Origin of the sequence: Herbaspirillum rhizosphaerae, assembly GCF_046025915.1 — a bacterium.
In the GTDB taxonomy this organism is placed as follows: Bacteria; Pseudomonadota; Gammaproteobacteria; order Burkholderiales; family Burkholderiaceae_D; genus Herbaspirillum; species Herbaspirillum rhizosphaerae_A.
Genome location: NZ_JAQQFR010000008.1, coordinates 240,553 through 260,115, shown reverse-complemented (window position 1 = coordinate 260,115; position 19,563 = coordinate 240,553). Strand labels below are relative to the sequence as shown.

The window sequence follows — 19,563 nt, the reverse complement described above, 5'->3', positions numbered from 1 at the left end:
ATCATGCCGGGCTTTTTCTTGTCCAAATCATCCTCGTAGTCATCCGCCAAAACGTACTTCCGGAATCCCTTTCACCCCATCGAGAACGACAGAAAACAATCCTCCCGATAGCGGCTCACACGCGCGTTGCGATGCATCCATTCCTTCATGCGCAGTCGTCACAAATAACGTATCCAGATCAGTACCACCGAAAGCTGGACAGCTCGGCTGCGACACCGGCACGGCGATAATGCGATCCACCAAACCATCCGGCGCATAGCGCACCACGCGCGCACCACCCCATTGTGCGTTCCAGAGATATCCCTGACTATCGATCGCGGATCCGTCGGGACTACCCTTCTCGCCAGCCAGATCAACGAACAGACGCTGTCCGCTGATTGCGCCGGTGACGACATCGTAATCACAACACATGATCTTCCCCTGCATCGTGTCGCAGTAATACATGCGCGTTCCATCAGGACTGAAACACACGCTGTTGGGAATCGCTACGCCCGGCAGCGGCAATCGCTCCAGGCTGAGCTCGGTATTGAGGCGATAGTAGCTGCCGATAGGTGCACGCCCTTTATCCTCATTCAACGTGCCGAATACGAAACGCCCCTGACGATCGCAACGACCGTCGTTCAGACGTGTAGTCGGCAGATCATCTTCAATCCGGCAGATCGGCGTGATTGCCCGTGTATCCAGATCAAAAAAAGCCAGCCTCGAGGCGAGGCCAATCAGCAGGCGATTGGTTTGTGCCGTCAGCGCGAAGACCGACAACCGTTCCGGCATGATCCAACTACGCGTAACGCCATCCGCAGGACGGTAATTCCACAACACCGAGGCCTGAATATCTGTCCAGAACACCGACTGCGTACGATCGCACCAGATCGCGCATTCACCGAGTTCACATTTACCATCAACGATCAGGCTTGCTTGCATACGACATCATCTCCGTTTTACTTTTTTGGAACACTGCGTTCAATCAACTTTAAACGAAAAAAGGCAAGCCGTGGCTTGCCCCCTTTCGTTGCTGCGTTTTACTGCGCTCTGCTGCACATTATGATCGGATCCTCATACGATCAGAACGAGTGAGCGATACCGACATAGCCGCCAGTCTGGCTTTGACCAGCCAATGGTGCACCAGCTTCGTCGGCTTCCAGCGAGAAGGTACCCGCACCGCTGTTGCGCACTGTGCCCGCGCCGACGTACAGCAAGGTACGCTTCGACAGGTTGTAGTTCAGACCAGCCATGAACAGGTTGGCCGAACCGCCGTTGTTGTTGGCATTAACGTGGAAGACCGAACCGATCAAGGTCAACGCAGGCGAGACCTGATAGTTGGCGCCGACCCAGTAATGATTGACCTTGTCCGTGGAACCAGGAGCAACATCCGGAGCCTTCAGGTTTTCATAACCCAGATACATCTTCAGTTTGTCGATGGTGTAAGTACCACCCAGAATCAGCTCTTTGGATGAGTCATAGATAGTGCCAGCAGTTGTCGTCCCGTCGTCATTCGTCTTGATGCTTCCGTATTTTCCATTGGCGTCACGAACCAGATCGTAGATCGCGCGCAATTCCAGACCTTGATTTTGATAGACCAGCGACACGCCATCCTTGCGACCTTTGGTAGTCGAACCGGCTTTTTCTCCCAGGCTGGTCTGGAAAGTGGCATTGAACCCGCCCCATGTCGGAGTCTGATACTCGATGATGTTGTTGGCGCCACCCCAGTTGCGACCATGCACCAGATTCGCGGTACCGATCCACTGCTGACCGGTTGGATCGAGGAACCAGACGTCATTGTCGATGAACAAGTTCTTACCGACTTTAACCGAACCGGCGCTGCCATTCAGGCCGACATACGAACGACGATTGAACAATGCGGTGCCGTTGGTGGCGCCTTTGGTCGCGCCGAAACCGGACTCCAGCAGGAAGAAGCTGTTCAGACCGCCGCCCAGATCTTCCTTGCCCTTGAAACCGATCATGCTGGTGCCCCACTGATTGCTGGCAGCGCGTACTTGCGTGCCGGTGTTGCCGTTGGTCTGATGCACGTTCGTTTGAACGTCAACGCCTGCGACGACGCGACCGTAAATGGTCACACTGTCTTCCGCCTGCGCGGATGCCAGGCATGCGCCGAACAACGAGGCCGTGCCCAAGGCCTTGAGAATGGTTTTGGTTGAGATGGACTGAGTCATCTGAGGTCTCCGTAGAACTTTGTAGTTTTAACTGGGTGTAGTCGATTGCCGCACCCGCACTTTTTTACGTTTTCTTTTCTTACGTCACGCTAAATCGGCGCGCAAAAACTCCCCTCGATACCGGTTTTCATAACCGTTCGACAAGCTTTTCAGAAGCGTCATTTCAACGTGAAGATCACAACGTGAAATCGTTGTGAACTGGCCTAGATACTAAGGATTCGCGACATATATTTCTAATGAATTATTTGCCTAAGCCGATACTTGATTTGATATCATCGAAAGATATAAGAAATGGTGGAGACAAATGAAGAACAGCGACCCGAATTGGTTTCTGCGTGCGCGTCTGAAAACACGGCAACTCTTGCTGTTAATCGCGCTAGATGACGAACGAAATATTCATCGCGCAGCCAACGAATTAAACATGACGCAACCCGCCGCGTCCAAACAACTCAAGGACCTGGAAGACACACTCGGCGTCACGCTGTTTGATCGCCTGCCACGCGGCATGCGTCCCACGATCTACGGCGAAGCCATGATCCGCCACTCGCGGATGGCGCTCACCAGCTTGTCAAAAGCACACGAGGACATCGTCGCACTGAAGTCCGGCCTGTCCGGCCAGGTCGACGTCGGCGTCATCCTGTCGCCCGGCATGTCACTGATCCCGGCTGCGATTGCGCGCGTCAAGGAACACTCACCGATGTTGCGCATCGGCGTGGAAGTTGAGAGCAGCAACATCCTGCTGGCACGTCTGTTACGCGGCGATCTGGATTTTCTGGTGGCGCGCATTCTCGACGAAGAAGTCAGCCACAATTTGCACTACGAAGAGTTGTCCGACGAACCGATCTGCGCCGTTGCCCGTGTCGGTCATCCGCTGCACGAGCACAAAAATCTTGAGTTAAAAGACATCGTCGACGATCCGTGGATCATGGCACCCAAAGGCAGCATCCTGCGCAGTCGCGTTGACCTGATGTTCCGCAAGAGTGGGCTAACGCCCCCCGCCAACGTGGTCGACACCACCGCGATCCTCACCATCACCAGCCTGCTGCAGCAGACCGATTTCCTGTACGCGATGCCCACTGAGGTGGCGCGCTACTATTCCCAGGCGCGGCTGATGGATCTGCTGCCGATCGAATTGCCGTGCAAGATGGACGGCTTCGGCATCATCACCCGCCGCGAACATCTGCTGTCGCCGGGCGCGGTTATTTTGCAACAGGCGATCAGGGATGTGGCGAAAACGATTTACTGATTTCGAAAATTGCAGACGTAAAAAAGCGAGACCCAAAGTCTCGCTTTTTTGTTTTTGGCCTTTCTCATCTCTCACATAGATTGGTGAGAAAGTGCCGATAGCAAGGCGCGCCAACGCAGACAGTGCGTGAGCACGGCAAGGCGGCGCAACGCGGCTAGCGGTGCTTTATCACCAATCTACGCCCAGCCGGCGTCTACGATGAATTCCTGTGCCGTACACATGACGCTCTCATCCGACGCGAGGAACAACACCATCCGCGCCAAATGCCAAGGCAGCAATTCACCCTGCAAACATTGATTGCGCTTGATGTCTTCCTTACCCTTTTCATCCAGCCACAACTCAATCTGACGTTCCGTCATGACCCAGCCCGGCGTCACGGTATTGACGCGGATATTGTGCGCACCGAGATCGCGTGCCAAGCCGCGTGTCAGACCCAGTACCGACGACTTAGCCGTGGTATAGACCGGAAAACCGCCGCTGGAAGTATGCCAGCTGATCGAACTGAAATTGATGATGGAACCGGCCTTCTTCTTGATCATACCCGGCGCAACCGCCTGGACGGCAAAGAACGACGGACGCTGATTGATCGCAATGCGGTTGTCCCAATATTCCTGCGTCACGTCTTCCAGCTTGTGGCGCTCATCATTGGCGGCGTTGTTCACCAATACGTCGAAATCGCCGAGCTGTGCAGCCAGATCCTTGATCGTGTTTTGCAGCGACGAAATGTCGCGCAGATCGCAGTAGCGAAACGACGGCGCAGCAAAGCCGGCATCGACGATCTTCTTGCACAAGGCTTCGCTGGCATCTTTGGCGATGTCGACAAAGGCGACAACAGCGCCTTGTTCCGCCAGAGAGCTGACGATTGCCGCACCGATGCCGGTGCCCCCGCCGGTGACGAATACGCGCTTGCCCTTCAGGCTGGGATAGCTCGCAAGTTGATATGTTGCAGACATAAATTCTCCAGAATTAGATTTTGCTCAGAGCACGTTGATCTGCGGATGCGGCACATCATCCAGGCTCAGACGATTGCGCAGCGCCGGGCCGAATGCAGCGACGTCGATTTCAAACGTCTCGCCAGGTGCAACGGTGATGTTGTCTGAGCAGCTCAATGTCGCCGTGCCGAAGAAGTGAATGTGCACATCGCCGGGACGACGGAACAGCGGGTATTTGAAGTGATGGTATTCAAGATTGGCAACCGTATGCGACATATTGTCTTCGCCGCTGAGGAAAGGTTTTTCCCAACGTACCTTGCCGTCGTGCGCACGGATACGCGACATGCCTTGCACATGCGCAGGCAGTTCACCCACCAGCAGCGCCGGGCCGACCGAACAGACACGCAACTTGGAATGCGCCAGGAACAGGTAGTTCTGACGTTCCGTGACGTGATCTGAAAACTCGTTACCAATGGCGAAACCGAGGCGATAAGGCTGGCCGTTGTCGCCGATAATGTACAGACCGGCGATCTCCGGTTCTTCACCGCCATCGAGCGCGAAGTGCGGCATCGCCAACGGTTCTTCCGCAGCACGCACGATGGAGCCGTCGCCCTTGTAGAACCATTCCGGCTGCACGCCGATCTTGCCGGCAGCAGGCTTGCCGCCTTCCAGCCCCATGCGGAACATCTTCATGCTGTCGGTCAGATTATCGCCTGCGCCATCGAGCTTTTTGTGCATGGCGTCGCGACCGTCGGCGCTGCCCAGATGGGTCAAGCCGGTGCCGGTGACGTAACAGTGCGCGGTGTCTTCATGATCCAGCGGGGCCAGCAGACCACCGCTTGCAGCGATCTGCGCGTAGTCGACCACGGTCGAACCGAGCGCGGCGTTGGCGAAATCCTGCAGAGAACTTTTCTTGGCAATGGCGGCACGCGCCAATGCGTAGGTACTGCGATAGCCGTCTACAACGCGGATCTTCTTGCCGTCATCGTCGAGAACGCCGACATGGCGATTGCCGTCGGCTTGTTTGAATTGCACCAGCAACATGCTTGTTACTCCTTAATGAGAATGCTTAGGGACGGCAGCACCACGGCAACCGACCAGGAAGTCGAAATCGCAGCCATCATCGGCCTGCAAGACGCGGTCGATGTACAGCGACTGATAACCGCCCTGCATTGCCGGCTTGACCTGCGCCAGCTTTTCGGCGCGTGCGGTCTGGCGCTGGGCCATTTCTTCGTCACTGATGTCGAGATGCAGGCGGCCTGCCGCGCAATCCATTTCGATCCAATCGCCGTCCTGCACGATGCCCAGCGGCCCACCGGCGGCGGCTTCCGGCGCTACGTGCAACACTACGGTGCCGTAGGCGGTACCGCTCATGCGCGCATCGGAAATACGTACCATGTCCTTGACGCCTTGCGCCAGCAGCTTGGGCGGCAAGCCCATGTTGCCGACTTCAGCCATGCCCGGATAACCCTTGGGGCCGCAATTCTTCATCACCAGCACCGAGCTGGCGTCAACGTCCAGATCAGGATCGTTGATGCGTTCTTTGTAATGCGTGAAGTCTTCGAACACGACTGCCTTGCCGCGATGCTTCATCAGCTCGGGCGAGGCGGCGGATGGCTTCAAGACTGCACCGCGTGGCGACAGATTGCCGCGCAGGATGCAGATGCCGCCGTCATCGATCAACGGGTTGTCGAGTTTGCGCACCACTTCATCGTTGTAGATCGGCGCATCCTGATTGTTTTCCCACAGCGTCTTGCCGTTGACGGTCAATGCGTTCTTGTGCGGAATCAGATCGGCTTCGCCGAGACGGCGCAACACCGCAGGCAAGCCACCGGCGTAATAGAACTCTTCCATCAGGAAGCGGCCGGAAGGCTGCAAGTCGACGATGGTTGGCGTGCCACGGCCAACGCGCGTCCAGTCTTCCAATTCCAGATCGACGCCAATACGGCCGGCGATGGCTTTCAGATGGATAACTGCGTTAGTCGAACCGCCGATGGCGGCGTTGACGCGGATGGCATTTTCAAACGCTTCGCGTGTCAGGATCTTGGACAAGGTCAAGCCTTCCCACACCATGTCGACGATACGCATGCCGGACATGTGCGCCAGCACGTAGCGGCGCGAATCAACGGCGGGAATCGCCGCGTTGTGCGGCAAGGATGTACCCAGCGCTTCGGCCATGCAGGCCATCGTCGAGGCGGTACCCATGGTGTTGCAGGTGCCGGCCGAACGCGACATGCCGGCTTCGGCCGACATGAATTCATGAATCGAAATCTTGCCCGCCTTGACTTGCTCGCTCAGTTGCCAGACTACGGTGCCGGAACCAATGTCCTTGCCTTCGTGTTTGCCGTTCAGCATCGGACCGCCGGTGACAACGATCGCCGGGACGTCGCAACTGGCAGCGCCCATCAGCAACGCAGGCGTGGTCTTGTCGCAGCCGACCAGCAGCACGACCGCATCCAGCGGATTACCACGGATCGATTCTTCGACGTCCATGCTGGCCAGATTGCGCGTAAGCATGGCAGTCGGACGCAGGTTGGACTCGCCGTTGGAAAACACCGGAAACTCCACCGGGAAACCGCCTGCCTCAATGATGCCGCGCTTGACATGTTCAGCGATCTTGCGGAAGTGCGCATTGCACGGTGTCAGTTCGGACCAGGTGTTGCAGATGCCGATAACCGGCTTGCCTTGAAACTCGTGATCGGGAATACCTTGATTCTTCATCCAGCTGCGGTACATGAAGCCATTCTTGTCGGCTGTACCGAACCATGCTGCCGAACGCAGCGTGCGCTTCTTGTCGATAGTCATTTACTCATCCATTGGAATAATGCGGTCGCCACCTCCCGATGTGGCGACACTGATCAAAACCGGCTGCAAACATCAACTTTTGCAGCCACCCCCTCGTGCAGAATTCTTATTATTTATTTTTGTTGTAGACGTCAAAGAATACGGCTGCCAACAACACCAGGCCTTTGATCACCTGCTGATAATCGATACCGATACCCATGATGGACATGCCATTGTTCATCACGCCCATGATGAAGGCGCCAATGACCGCGCCCATCACCTTGCCGACACCGCCGGTTGCGGATGCGCCGCCGATGAAGCAAGCCGCGATCACGTCCAGCTCAAAACCGGTACCGGCTTTTGGCGTCGCGGTATTCAGGCGGGCCGCGAAGATCAGGCCGGCCAGCGCCGCCAGCATGCCCATGTTGACAAAGGTGTAGAAGCTTACGCGTTCGGTCTTGATGCCGGACAGCTTGGCGGCTTTTTCATTACCGCCGACAGCGTAGACACGACGACCGATCGTGGTGCGATTGGTAACAAAGGTATAGACCACCATCAGTGCGAACATGATGATCAGCACATTCGGCATACCCTTGTAGGACGCCATCATGTAGCTGAAGGCGATGATCGCGACAGCAAACAAACCGTTCTTCAGCAGGAAGAATAAAGCTGGCTCTTCTTCCATGCCGTGCTTGACTTGCTTGCTGCGACCGTGGACTTTCACCGCCAGCAGGATTGCTGCTGCGGCCAAGCCGACCAGCAAGGAGGTCAGGCGCACGCTCGCGGTATCAGGGAAGAATTCAGGAATGAAGCCCGAGCTCAGTAATTGGAAACCGCGTGGGAATGGTCCCACCGACTGGCCTTCCAGCAGTGCCAGCGTCAGTCCCTTGAACACCAGCATGCCGGCCAAGGTGACGATGAAGGACGGGATACGGAAGAACGCTACCCAGTAACCTTGCGCAGCACCGATGGCTGCGCCGGCGATCAAACAAATGACGATGGTCACGATGAAGTTCATCTCATAATTGACCATCAGCACCGCAGCCAGCGCACCGATGAAACCAACCACCGAGCCGACCGACAAGTCGATATGGCCGGCGACAATCACCATCAGCATGCCCAGCGCCATGATCACCACGTAGCTGTTTTGCAGCACCAGGTTGGTCAGGTTGAGCGGCTGCATCAGCGTGCCGTCGGTCATGACCTGAAAGAAGGCCATGATCGCCACCAGCGACAGCAGCATGCCGTATTCGCGCATGTTGTTTTTAAGGAAGCCGGCGTATTCCCGCTTGGCTTCAGGGACCGCGTCGAGCGTAGGTTTCTTGCTCATTTCAGTGTTCTCCATTCTTCACAATCCTCTCGTTCCTTACGATGGAACGCATGATTTTTTCTTGCGATGCATCCGCCGCCGTGTACTGGCCGACGAATTGCCCTTCGTTCATGACATAGATCCGGTCGCACATGCCCAACAGTTCCGGCATTTCCGACGAGATCATGATGATGCATTTGCCCTCGGCAGCCAGCAGGCTGATCAGGGTATAGATTTCAAACTTGGCGCCGACGTCGATGCCGCGTGTCGGTTCGTCCAGGATCAGCACTTCCGGATTGGAAAACAGCCATTTGCTGAGCACCACCTTTTGCTGATTGCCGCCGGACAGATTGACTACGCGCTGCAACACACTGGAACAGCGAATGCGCATCTTGCTGCGAAAATCGTCCGCCACCTTGAATTCGCGCGCCTCATCGATCACCGATTTGTCGGACACCGCACCGAGGTTCGCCAGCGAGATGTTCTTCTTGATGTCTTCGTCCAGTACCAGACCGTCACCCTTACGGTCTTCGGTCACGTAAGCGATGCCGTGATTGATGGCCTTCTGAATCGTGCTGACGTCGATCTTCTTGCCATGCAGATGAACTTCACCGCTGATCTTGGTGCCGTAAGCGCGGCCAAAAATACTCTTGGCCAACTCAGTACGGCCAGCGCCCATGAGGCCCGCGATGCCGACGATCTCGCCCTTGCGCACGGTGAAATCAATGTCCTTGATCACCACGCGTTCAGGATGAATCGGATGATGCACGCGCCACTGCTTGACTTCAAAAATGGTCTCGCCGATCTGTGGCTCGCGCTTGGGATAACGATCCGCCATCTCGCGGCCGACCATGTTCTGAATAATGCGGTCTTCGCTGATGGCTTCCTTGCGGCAGTCGAAGGTATCGACCGTCGCGCCATCGCGCAGCACGGTGATGGAGTCGGCTACTTTGGAAATTTCGTTGAGCTTGTGCGAAATCAGGATAGACGAAATACCCTGCGCCTTCAGCTCCAGGAGCAGTTCGAGCAAGGCATCGCTATCGCTTTCGTTGAGGCTGGCGGTAGGCTCGTCGAGGATCAGCAGCTTGACCTCTTTCGACAAGGCCTTGGCAATCTCGATCAGCTGTTGCTTGCCGACGCCGAGGTTGGTGATCAGCGTCGATGGCGGATCCTTGAGGCCGACCTTGGCCAGCAATTCCTTCGCTTTGGCGTAAGACTGCTCCCAGTCGATCACGCCGCCGGTGGCTTGTTCGTTGCCGAGGAAAAGATTCTCGGTAATCGACAGCAGCGGCACCAGTGCCAGCTCCTGATGGATGATGATGATGCCGACGCTTTCGCTGTCGACGATATCTCTGAATTCGCGTGTCTGACCCTGATAAACGATGTCGCCGGAATAAGTGCCGTGCGGATAGACGCCGCTAAGGACTTTCATCAAGGTGGATTTGCCGGCGCCGTTCTCGCCGACCACGGCGTGGATTTCGCCGGTGCGCACTGCCAGGTTGACGTTATTGAGCGCCTTGACACCTGGGAATGTCTTCTCAATTCCGCGCATTTCCAGAATTGTACTCATGTGTTCTGACCTCTTCTTCTGCTCCGGCCTGCATGGTGGTGGGATGTTGCGGGCCGCTTTCCCGGTCCAGGCTGCTGCAAAAATACCGCAACGACACCTTCTCCGGAAACACCAACCCCGCGCGCGCGGCGCGGGGCTGCTTTTTTGTCCGGTCAGCCTTCGCTGACCGAAACATACTTACCTGGCCGAACAAGCAAATTACTTCACTTGGGCTTCGGTGTAGTAGCCGCTGCCAACCAGCACTTCTTTCCAGTTGCTGGCGTCAACACTGACCGGCTTCAACAGGTACGAAGGGATGACCTTGACGCCATTGTTATAGGTCTTGGTGTCGTTGATGGTTGGTGCTTTGCCCGACAATACGGCGTCCACCATGGAAACAGTGACCTTGGCCAGTTCACGTGTGTCCTTGAAGATGGTCGAACGTTGTTCGCCGCGGATGATGGACTTGACTGAAGGAACTTCCGCATCCTGACCGGTCACGACCGGCATCGGCAGCTTCGGCGTACCGTAGCCGACGCCCTTGAGCGACGAGATGATACCGATACTGATACCGTCATATGGCGACAGCACTGCGTCAACGTGAGCATTGCCGTAGTAGGCGCTCAGCAGGTTATCCATACGAGCTTGCGCAGTCGCACCGTCCCAACGCAGGGTCGCAACCTTGTCCATGCCCAGCTGTTTGCTGCGCACGACCAGCTTGCCCTTGTCGATGTATGGCTTCAGCACCGACATGGCGCCGTTGTAGAAGAAGAATGCGTTGTTGTCGTCAGCCGAACCGCCGAACAGTTCGATATTGAATGGACCCTTGCCGCCCTTCAGATCCAGCGCCTTTTCGATGTACGACGCTTGCAGCACGCCGACCTGGTAGTTATCGAAAGTTGCGTAGTAGTCGACGTTCTTGGAGTTGCGGATCAGGCGGTCATAAGCGATGACCTTGATGCCCTTGTCGGCAGCTTTTTGCAGCACATCGGACAAAGTCGTACCGTCAATCGCAGCGATGACCAGTACTTTTACACCCTTGGTCACCATGTTCTCGATCTGCGCCAGCTGATTCGGGATGTCGTCTTCCGCGTATTGCAGGTCGGTCTGGTAGCCCTTTTCCTTGAATACCTTGACCATGTTATTGCCGTCGGCGATCCAGCGCGCCGACGATTTGGTCGGCATCGAGATCCCGATCAGGCCTTTGGTCTGGGCGCTGACTTGCGCGCTCACAGCCATCAGACCCATGCTCAGGCCGAGTGTCAGCCCGGCCAATACCGATTTGAGTTTCATACTTCTGTCTCCTAAGTTGTTTGTTGTTTTACTAGCAATGCAAAACATGTCAAAACGCGCGGGGAACGCTCGATGTTCTGCAAGGCCTCTAAGATAACCATTAGAGCAATACATTTCTAATGATTTTTTTCATGAAACCAATATTGTTTTCAGCATCACTTTTTTGCGCAAACGCACTAACTCTCGATAACTCGCGTCTCAAGTATTTGCGACTTACGCTGCCTGCGCGGCTGGCTTGACGGCAGCGTTGCCGGTATTCGCATCTGAAGCCTTGGCCGCACCCAGCGACATCAAGCGCTGCGCCAGACAAAACACAAACAGCAGCACGCCAATCACAATCTTGGTCCACCACGAACTCAAGGTACCGTCGAAGGCGATCAGGGTCTGGATCACGCCCAGAATCAGCACGCCGGTCAGCGTCCCTGCCACGTAGCCGTAGCCACCGGTCAGCAAGGTGCCGCCGATCACCACCGCCGCGATGGCGTCCAGCTCAGTGCCCTGCGCATGCAAGCCATAGCCGGACAACATATAGAACGAGAACAATACACCCGCCAGCGCCGCGCAGAAACCGCTGAAAGCGTAAATCGCGATTTTGGTGCGTCCGACCGGCAAGCCCATCAGCAAGGCCGAATGCTCATTGCCGCCGACGGCGTAGACGGCGCGGCCGAAACGGGTGAAATGCGCCAGATAGATCGCCAGCGCCAGCATCAGTACCGCGATCACCACGCTTGGTGAGACGAAGGCGTCGCCGAATCCGAATCCCAACTCCAGCCGCGTCTGCGACATCGCCACATACAAGGGATCGTCGATGGTGATGGAATTGATACTGATCAGATAACACAAGCCGCGCGCCAGGAACATCCCCGCCAGCGTGACGATGAAAGGCTGCAGCTTGAAGAAATGGATCAGCATGCCCATTGCTGCGCCGAACAACCCGCCCAGCACCAGCACGCAGACGATCACCAGCAAGGGATGCCAATGCCACGCATGCAGCAGATAAGCCGAAATCATCGTCGTCAGCGCCAACACCGAACCGACTGACAGATCGATGCCGCCCGACAGAATGACGAAGGTCATGCCGATGCCGATCACCAGCAGAAAAGCGTTATCGATCAGCAGGTTGAGCACCACCTGCGCCGAAAAGAAGCCGTCGTAAGCGACCGAACCCATCGCGAACAGCACCACCAGCAAGGCGACAGTGACCAGCGAGGTGAAGTAAGGCGTCGCCAGCAAGGAGCGAAAATTCTTCATGATTTATCCTGAATGCTTAGACTTGATTGCCGGATTTGAACAAGCGCAGGCGGCGGAATTCAGGCGACTGCGACAGACAAACCAAGAACACCACCACCGACTTGACCACCATATTGACCTCCGGCGGCACGCCCAGCGAATAAATGGTGTAGGTCAGCGCCTGAATAATCAGCGCACCGATCACGCTGCCGACCAGACTGAACTTGCCGCCGGCCAGCGAGGTGCCGCCCAGCGTCACGGCCAGGATGGCATCCAGCTCCAGTAACAGGCCGGCATTGTTGGCGTCAGCGCTCTTGATATTGGCGCTGATCATCAGCCCTGCCATACCGGCGCAGGCGCTACAGAAGATATAGACGAAAAAGATCAGCGCAGCCGTACGGATCCCCGCCAGGCGCGACGCCACCGGGTTGATGCCGACCGACTGGATGAACAGTCCCAGCGCCGTCTTGCGCATCAGCAGCGCCAGCACAATGAACATGCCGGCCACGATGAACAGCGAGAACGGCAAGCCGAACAGATAGCCGCTGCCGATGTAGAAGAACGGCTTGTAATACACCGTGATGATCTGACCATCGGTCATCAACTGCGCCAGACCGCGCCCCGCCACCATCAGGATCAGCGTTGCGATGATGGGCTGCAAACCCAGTGTCGCCACCAACAGGCCATTCCACGCGCCGCACAGGATTGCTGCCCCCATCGCAGCGGCAATCGCCCAACCCATGGGGATATTGCTGGCGTATTCCTGCACACCGTTGTTCATCACCATGGTGCCGCCGATCAGCATCGCCGCGACTGTACCGGAAATCGCCACCACTGCACCGACCGAAATATCGATGCCGCGCGTCGCGATCACCAGCGTCATGCCCAGCGCCGCCAGCATCAGCGGTGCCGCGCGATTGACGATGTCGATCACGCTACCGTACAGATGGCCATCCTTGAGCTCGATGCGGAAGAAGCCCGGAATCATGAAAAAGTCGATCAGCAACAGTACTGCCAGCGCCCCCAAAGGACGTGCCAAAGGATGCCGCAATCCCTGCAAAACACGCCAGCCGGCAGGATCGTTCTTGTCCTGTCCGGAAACCAGATTTGAATTCATTGATGCACTCACACTGTTTCTCCCGCAATTACCTGCAACACCGACGCATCGTCGAGCTCGCCGCGCAGGTATTCGCCGCAGCCTTCACGATCACGCAGCACCAGCATGCGGTCGCTGCAGCGCAGGACTTCGGGTATTTCGGAAGAAATGAAAAGAATCGCCATGCCTTTGTGGCACAGCGCCATGACGAAATCCATGATTTCCTGCTTGGCGCGCACGTCGATACCGCGCGTCGGCTCATCCAGGATCAGCATGTCGGGATCGGTCGCCAGCCAGCGCGCCAGCAAGGCTTTTTGCTGATTGCCGCCGGACAGCGAACCGATCGGCGTATCAATGTCGGGCGTCTTGATGCCCAGCCATTTCACGTAATCGGAGGCAATCTGCTGTTGGCGCTTGCGGGGAATCACGTGCAGCAGACCATTGCGTGCTTGTAGCGCGAGGATGATGTTTTCACGCACCGACAACTCCAGGATCGCGCCCTCTTTCTTGCGGTCTTCGGAGCAAAAACCGATACCTGCCGAAATCGCATCGCGCGGCGTGGAAAATTTCACTACCTCACCCTTGATGCTGATCGTGCCGCTGTCGGCCTTGTCGGCACCGAACAGCAAGCGCGCCGCTTCGGTACGGCCGGAACCGAGCAGGCCGCACAGGCCGAACACTTCACCGGCACGCAAATCCAGATCCTGTGGCGCAAGAGCGCCCTTGCGTCCCAAGCCGCGCGCCTGCAGAAACACTTCGCCATCGCGGGCGGCTGGCGTGATCTCGGCATTGGCGGCCAAGGCATTGCCTGCGGCAGTGGCATCAATCTGTACGCCGACCATCTTGTTGACCAAGTCGAGCCGCGACAATTCGCTGGCGGCGTATTCCCCTTCACGTACGCCGTTGCGCAGTACGGTGATGCGGTCGGAGATTTCGTAAGTCTGATCAAGGAAATGCGTGACGAACAAGATCGCCATGCCTTCGTCACGCAGGCTGCGTAAGACTTTGAAGAGCAGTTGCACTTCCGCTTCATCAAGACTGGAGGTAGGCTCATCGAGAATCAGCACGCTGGCCGACACGCTCACCGCACGCGAAATCGCCACCATTTGCTGGATCGCCAACGGATACGAAGATAGCTGCTTTTGTACGTCGATATGCAAATCGAGCTTGGCCAGCAGTTTGGTCGCGCGGCGGTGCATCGTGGCCCAGTCGATGGGACCAAAGCCACCCCATTTGCGCGGGTAGCGGCCGATGAAGATGTTCTCGGCCACGGATAAATTCGGGCACAGATTCACTTCCTGATACACCGTGCTGATGCCGAGCTGCTGCGCTTCCAGTGTGGAGCCGGGCTGGATCGCACGGCCATTGAGGAGGATGCGGCCGCTGTCGGGCGTGTACACGCCGGTCAGCACTTTGATCAGGGTTGACTTGCCGGCGCCATTTTGCCCCATCAGGGTATGGACTTCGCCGGGATAGAGACGCAGGCCGACATCGGTCAGGGCCTTGACGCCGGTGAATGCTTTGTGGATGCCGATTAATTCCAGCGCCGGTTCGGCACTGGTGGCAACTCTGGTTGCGTTCGACATGGCAATTCCAGAAAAGAAAAGACGGCGGACTTAAAACTTAAGCCCGCCGCACAAAGCCTTTTTTTACAGAAGGCCCGACACCATGCCGATGACAGGATGCAATCGTCGCCTTATTCATTAACAGGCAGTCAATGGCATGGTGTCAGACCCTCAAGGCCCAGGGGGATACTCCAGAGGAGGAGAACAAGACCGGGGACGTCGCCGCCCCCGGCGATACGATCAACACTGATTCAGATTAGTACCTGAACCGCTGCCGATCAATATTTACGATTAGGGAATTCCTTGGCGGCCACTTCCGCAGGGAATACGCCTTCTTCCGTTGTGATGCGCTTCGGCACTTCCTTGCCGGCCTTCACATCCTTGGCGATCGACATGAGTTGCGGTCCGAGCAACGGGCTGCACTCGACGGTGACGTTGAGCTTGCCGGCCATCATGGCTTCAAACGCGCCCTTTACGCCGTCGATGGAGATCACGAGGATATCCTTGCCCGGTTTCATGCCGGCTTCTTCGATGGCCTGAATAGCGCCGATGGCCATGTCGTCGTTATGCGCGTAGAGCACATTGATCTTCTTGCCGTCAGCCTTCAGGAAGGCTTCCATGACTTCCTTGCCCTTGGCGCGGGTGAAATCGCCGGTTTGCGAGCGGATGATCTTCAGGTTCGGATTGGTCTTGATGATTTCTTCGAAACCGGCCTTGCGGTCGATTGCAGGTGCCGAGCCGACAGTACCTTGCAGCTCGACGATGTTGATGTCGCCGGCAGGCATGGTCTTGGCGCGATCCAGCAACCAGCGTGCTGCACGGCGGCCTTCTTCAACGAAATCGGAACCGATGAAGGTCACATACAGCGATTTGTCGGTGACGTTGACGGCGCGATCCGTCAGGATCACAGGAATCTTGGCAGCCTTGGCTTCGCGCAGGACGGTATCCCATCCCGATTCAACCACCGGCGAGAAAGCGATCACATCGACTTTTTGCGCAATGAAGGAGCGGATCGCCTTGACCTGGTTCTCCTGCTTTTGCTGCGCATCGGCGAATTTCAGGTTCACGCCGGCCTTCTTGGCGGCGTCCTTGATCGAAACGGTATTAGCGGTACGCCATTCGCTTTCGGCGCCAACTTGTGAGAAGCCGATTGTCAGCGGCTTGTCTGCGGACATGGCGGAGGACATGACGCCCAAGCCCAAAGTCATGCAAACGGCGGCGCCCAGCAGTGTTCTGCGTGTCATTTTCATTGCGTTGTCTCCAATTATGTTTATCAACACGATCTGTTTTTATTGGTGTCCGGCGTGATCGAACCGAGGGTGATCCGACTTGTACGCCGTCATTTTGCGTGTTCGCTTGCACGTGGCGTGCAGCGAAATGTGCGGATCAATATTAGGAGCGTGAGGAATATCTATCCAATGAATTTTTCGCGCCTTCCGATACTGAAACAGGCATGGCGCTTTACCTGACTACATCCGTGACGGAATGTTGAAATGCAGATCGTTTTTGATATCAATCTTCATTAATTTTTCATTATTCCGCATCAGTACCCAATGTTAGGATCGGCCCTGTTTTTGTTCGGCCTGAGAAGGGCCATCCAAGACCAAGCGGAGCAGACCGCACAGCATCCGCCTTAATAATGAGACAAGCAACCGAGACGCCATGACCACATCCCCAGCACCGCAGCACGGCGGCGCGTCAGCCATTGAGACGCTTACCCTGCAATCCGGACGGCAGCGCCTGAGCGTATTGCCGACATTGGGAGCAAGCGTCGCAGCCTGGGATCTGCAATGGCGCGGTCAATGGACACCTTTGTTTCGCCCCTGGGCGGGTAGCAGCGATCTCTACACGACGGCGTGCTTCCCTCTGGTGCCATGGTCCAATCGCATCACTGAAGGCGGCTTCATGCACAAGGGCCTGCACTATCCGGTGCTGCAAAACCGCGCCGGGGAAAACTATCCCATCCATGGCGACGGCTGGCTGCAGGCATGGCAGGCTGAGGCCTATACCGACAATAGCGTGGTGCTGACCCTGAGTTCGGAACAATACGACGGCGATCCCTACACCTATTCCGCGACGCAAACGCTGACCTTGCGCGACGACGGCCTGCAGATCGACCTGCAAGTCACCAACCGCGGTGCAGAAGAACTGCCCTTCGGCCTCGGCCTGCACCCTTACTTTCCGCGCAATGCGGCGACGCGGTTGCAATCTCGCGCCGACGGCGTCTGGCTGTGCGGCGCCGATCCTATTCCGACCGGCCATACGCAGAGTTTTCCGGCGACCTTCGATTACAACCAGTTTGCGACTGTGGATTTCCCTGCCGACGGACCGCTGATCGACAACTGTTTCACTGGCTGGGATGGCGTCTCTCGCATCGACTATCCCGACCGCGGCCTGCGCATCGAAATGCGCATGGAAGACTGCAACGGCTACAGCCTGATGTACCGCCCGCCCGGCCTCGACTATTTTTGCCTGGAACCGATAACGCATCCTATCGATGCCTTCCATATGCCTGACCGCGATGGACTGGTCAATCTGGCTCCCGGCGCTTCGATGCGACTGCTCACGCACTTCAAGGTGAGTGAACTCTGAACATGACACAAGCAATGCAAACATCTTCATCCACCGGCCTGATTGCGCTCGACTGGGGCACGTCATCCCTGCGCGCCTATCGTTTCGACAAACAAGGCAAGGTCGTCGACAAACGTGCGCTGCCCTGGGGCATCATGAATTTGCCTCCTGCAGAAAACGGCGCAGATACTATCAACGCCGATAGCCCTGACGCCGGCTTCCGACGCGCACTGCAAGCCGCCTGCGGCGATTGGCTGCGGGAGGCGCCCGGCACGCCGCTGATCGCAGCAGGCATGGTCGGCAGTAAGCAGGGCTGGCGCGAAGCACCATATCTCGACGTCCCGCTGGCCGTGAGCAACATCGGCAAATCGCTGACCACCGTCGATACCGGCCTCGGCACGCCGCTGCACATCGTGTCCGGCTTGCTCGAACGTTCCGTCCTGCCCAATGTGATTCGCGGTGAAGAGACACAGGTTGCCGGCATCCTCGACCAGTTAAAAGTGGAAGACATCCTGATCGGCCTGCCGGGAACACATTCCAAGTGGGTGCATGTCACTGGTCGCCGCATTACACATTTCGATACGTTCATGACCGGCGAGATGTATGCCGCGCTGTCCAATCACACCATCCTTGGCCGCACCATGCAACGCGACGGCGTACCTGACGACGACGCCTTCCTGCGCGGTGCAGGCGTGGCGAAAACATCGGATGGCCGTGCCGGCATGCTGTCGAACATTTTCAGCAGCCGCACGCTGGGCCTGACCGGCGAACTGTCGCCACGCGCCCAGTCCGATTATTTGTCGGGCCTGCTGATCGGCCACGAGATCGCTGCACTACTGGCATTGGCCGATGGCCGCCTGCAAGCGCGCATCGCGTTGATCGGCGACGACATGCTGTGCCAACGCTATCGCCAGGTGCTGGCGCTATATGGTGTCACGCAAGTGGAAATCGCAGAGGCAGCAACTGAACACGGTCTGTGGAAACTGGCCGAACACGCCGGCTTGATTGCCTGATTGCTTGATTACCCGATCCCATTTCGTCACTACGTTTTAGTCACAACGAAAGCAGAACCATGCTGAAGAATCTTTTCCAACGTGCGCTCAGAGACTGTGGCCTCATCGCCATCCTGCGCGGCGTACGCCCCGACGAAGTCGAAGCCATCGGCAGCGCGCTGTATGAAGCAGGATTTCGCATCATCGAAGTGCCGCTCAATTCGCCGGAGCCGCTGCAAAGCATTGCTACGCTGCGCCGCACTCTGCCTGCCGATTGCATCATCGGCGCAGGTACGGTACTCAGCCCCGAAGCTGTTTTACAAGTCAAGGAAGCCGGCGGCGAGCTGATCGTCATGCCGCATAGCGACGCGCGTGTGATCACCGCCGCCAAAGAGGCCGGGCTGTGCTGCGCGCCCGGCGTGGCGACAGTCACCGAAGCTTTCGCCGCGCTGGCGGCAGGCGCCGATGTGCTGAAGATGTTCCCGGCCGAGCAACTCGGACCGCAGGTGGTCAAGGCCTGGCGGGCGGTCATCCCGGCATCGGTGGCACTGCTGCCGGTGGGTGGCATTCTGCCGAGCAGCGTCTCGGTCTTCATTGATGCGGGCGCGTCCGGATTCGGCCTCGGTTCGGCACTGTACAAACCCGGCCTGACCGCAGCTACCGTCGGCGAAAACGCCAAGGCCTTCGTCAGCGCCTGGCAAACCCGTGCGGCTGCCAGCGCCAGCATTAGCTAACGCCAGAAAAATAAACGAATCAACCAGACAAACGCCGGCCGCCAGAACCGGCCAAGCATTTAACCAGCTCTGCCATCGACCATGGCTGGGC

General features: G+C 57.2%; 16 protein-coding genes. 4 read left to right on the top strand and 12 right to left on the bottom strand.

Annotated features, from left to right (window positions below; all coding sequences use genetic code 11):
* Positions 1-39: 39 nt before the first annotated feature.
* Both PQR63_RS14250 and PQR63_RS14245 read right to left on the bottom strand, forming a co-directional pair.
* Complete coding sequence (locus PQR63_RS14250; protein WP_408168584.1) at positions 40-921, bottom strand: SMP-30/gluconolactonase/LRE family protein; 882 nt, start codon at positions 919-921, stop codon at positions 40-42.
* 140 nt (positions 922-1,061) lie between these two features.
* Complete coding sequence (locus PQR63_RS14245) at positions 1,062-2,171, bottom strand: porin (RefSeq protein ID WP_408168583.1); 1,110 nt, start codon at positions 2,169-2,171, stop codon at positions 1,062-1,064.
* A 304-nt stretch (positions 2,172-2,475) separates the two neighbouring features.
* Here PQR63_RS14245 and PQR63_RS14240 point away from each other — a divergent pair, with 304 nt between their 5' ends.
* Complete coding sequence (locus PQR63_RS14240) at positions 2,476-3,417, top strand: LysR family transcriptional regulator (RefSeq protein ID WP_094565109.1); 942 nt, start codon at positions 2,476-2,478, stop codon at positions 3,415-3,417.
* A gap of 176 nt (positions 3,418-3,593) precedes the next feature.
* On the opposite strand, the gene PQR63_RS14235 is transcribed toward PQR63_RS14240, so the two are convergent.
* From PQR63_RS14235 to PQR63_RS14190, 10 genes are all read right to left on the bottom strand, one after another.
* The gene (locus tag PQR63_RS14235) at positions 3,594-4,370 is read right to left on the bottom strand and encodes an SDR family NAD(P)-dependent oxidoreductase (protein WP_408168581.1); all 777 of its coding nucleotides are present in this window, start codon (positions 4,368-4,370) and stop codon (positions 3,594-3,596) included.
* 24 nt (positions 4,371-4,394) lie between these two features.
* Positions 4,395-5,393: an AraD1 family protein gene (gene araD1 / locus PQR63_RS14230; RefSeq protein ID WP_408168580.1), complete on the bottom strand. Its 999-nt coding sequence runs from the start codon at positions 5,391-5,393 to the stop codon at positions 4,395-4,397.
* 12 nt (positions 5,394-5,405) lie between these two features.
* Positions 5,406-7,154, bottom strand: a complete 1,749-nt coding sequence (locus PQR63_RS14225; RefSeq protein WP_408168578.1) for an IlvD/Edd family dehydratase — start codon at positions 7,152-7,154, stop codon at positions 5,406-5,408.
* A gap of 109 nt (positions 7,155-7,263) precedes the next feature.
* Complete coding sequence (mmsB, locus tag PQR63_RS14220; RefSeq protein WP_408168576.1) at positions 7,264-8,478, bottom strand: multiple monosaccharide ABC transporter permease; 1,215 nt, start codon at positions 8,476-8,478, stop codon at positions 7,264-7,266.
* Positions 8,465-10,012, bottom strand: coding sequence for a multiple monosaccharide ABC transporter ATP-binding protein (gene mmsA, locus PQR63_RS14215; RefSeq protein ID WP_408168575.1), 1,548 nt, complete (start codon positions 10,010-10,012; stop codon positions 8,465-8,467). The genes mmsB and mmsA overlap by 14 nt, the downstream gene beginning before the upstream one ends.
* Positions 10,013-10,210: 198 nt before the next feature.
* On the bottom strand, positions 10,211-11,284 hold the full coding sequence (gene chvE, locus PQR63_RS14210) for a multiple monosaccharide ABC transporter substrate-binding protein (RefSeq protein WP_094565115.1): 1,074 nt from the start codon (positions 11,282-11,284) through the stop codon (positions 10,211-10,213).
* Between the two features lie 213 nt (positions 11,285-11,497).
* Entirely contained in the window at positions 11,498-12,535 is a 1,038-nt protein-coding gene (gene yjfF / locus PQR63_RS14205; protein ID WP_408168574.1) for a galactofuranose ABC transporter, permease protein YjfF, read from the bottom strand.
* 16 nt (positions 12,536-12,551) lie between these two features.
* Positions 12,552-13,631, bottom strand: a complete 1,080-nt coding sequence (locus PQR63_RS14200) for an ABC transporter permease (protein ID WP_408168572.1) — start codon at positions 13,629-13,631, stop codon at positions 12,552-12,554.
* Positions 13,632-13,639: 8 nt separating this feature from the next.
* The gene (locus PQR63_RS14195) at positions 13,640-15,196 is read right to left on the bottom strand and encodes a sugar ABC transporter ATP-binding protein (RefSeq protein ID WP_408168570.1); all 1,557 of its coding nucleotides are present in this window, start codon (positions 15,194-15,196) and stop codon (positions 13,640-13,642) included.
* A 257-nt stretch (positions 15,197-15,453) separates the two neighbouring features.
* Positions 15,454-16,425 carry an ABC transporter substrate-binding protein gene (locus tag PQR63_RS14190; protein ID WP_408168569.1) on the bottom strand — a complete coding sequence of 324 codons (972 nt, stop codon included), beginning with the start codon at positions 16,423-16,425 and terminating at the stop codon, positions 15,454-15,456.
* Between the two features lie 412 nt (positions 16,426-16,837).
* On the opposite strand from PQR63_RS14190, the gene PQR63_RS14185 reads away from it, so the two are divergent.
* The 3 genes from PQR63_RS14185 to PQR63_RS14175 are packed head-to-tail and all read left to right on the top strand — an operon-like array spanning position 16,838 to position 19,472.
* Entirely contained in the window at positions 16,838-17,767 is a 930-nt protein-coding gene (locus tag PQR63_RS14185) for an aldose 1-epimerase (protein ID WP_408168567.1), read from the top strand.
* Positions 17,768-17,781: 14 nt separating this feature from the next.
* Complete coding sequence (locus PQR63_RS14180) at positions 17,782-18,759, top strand: 2-dehydro-3-deoxygalactonokinase (protein ID WP_408168566.1); 978 nt, start codon at positions 17,782-17,784, stop codon at positions 18,757-18,759.
* Positions 18,760-18,818: 59 nt separating this feature from the next.
* Complete coding sequence (locus PQR63_RS14175) at positions 18,819-19,472, top strand: 2-dehydro-3-deoxy-6-phosphogalactonate aldolase (protein ID WP_408168564.1); 654 nt, start codon at positions 18,819-18,821, stop codon at positions 19,470-19,472.
* Positions 19,473-19,563 lie beyond the last annotated feature (91 nt).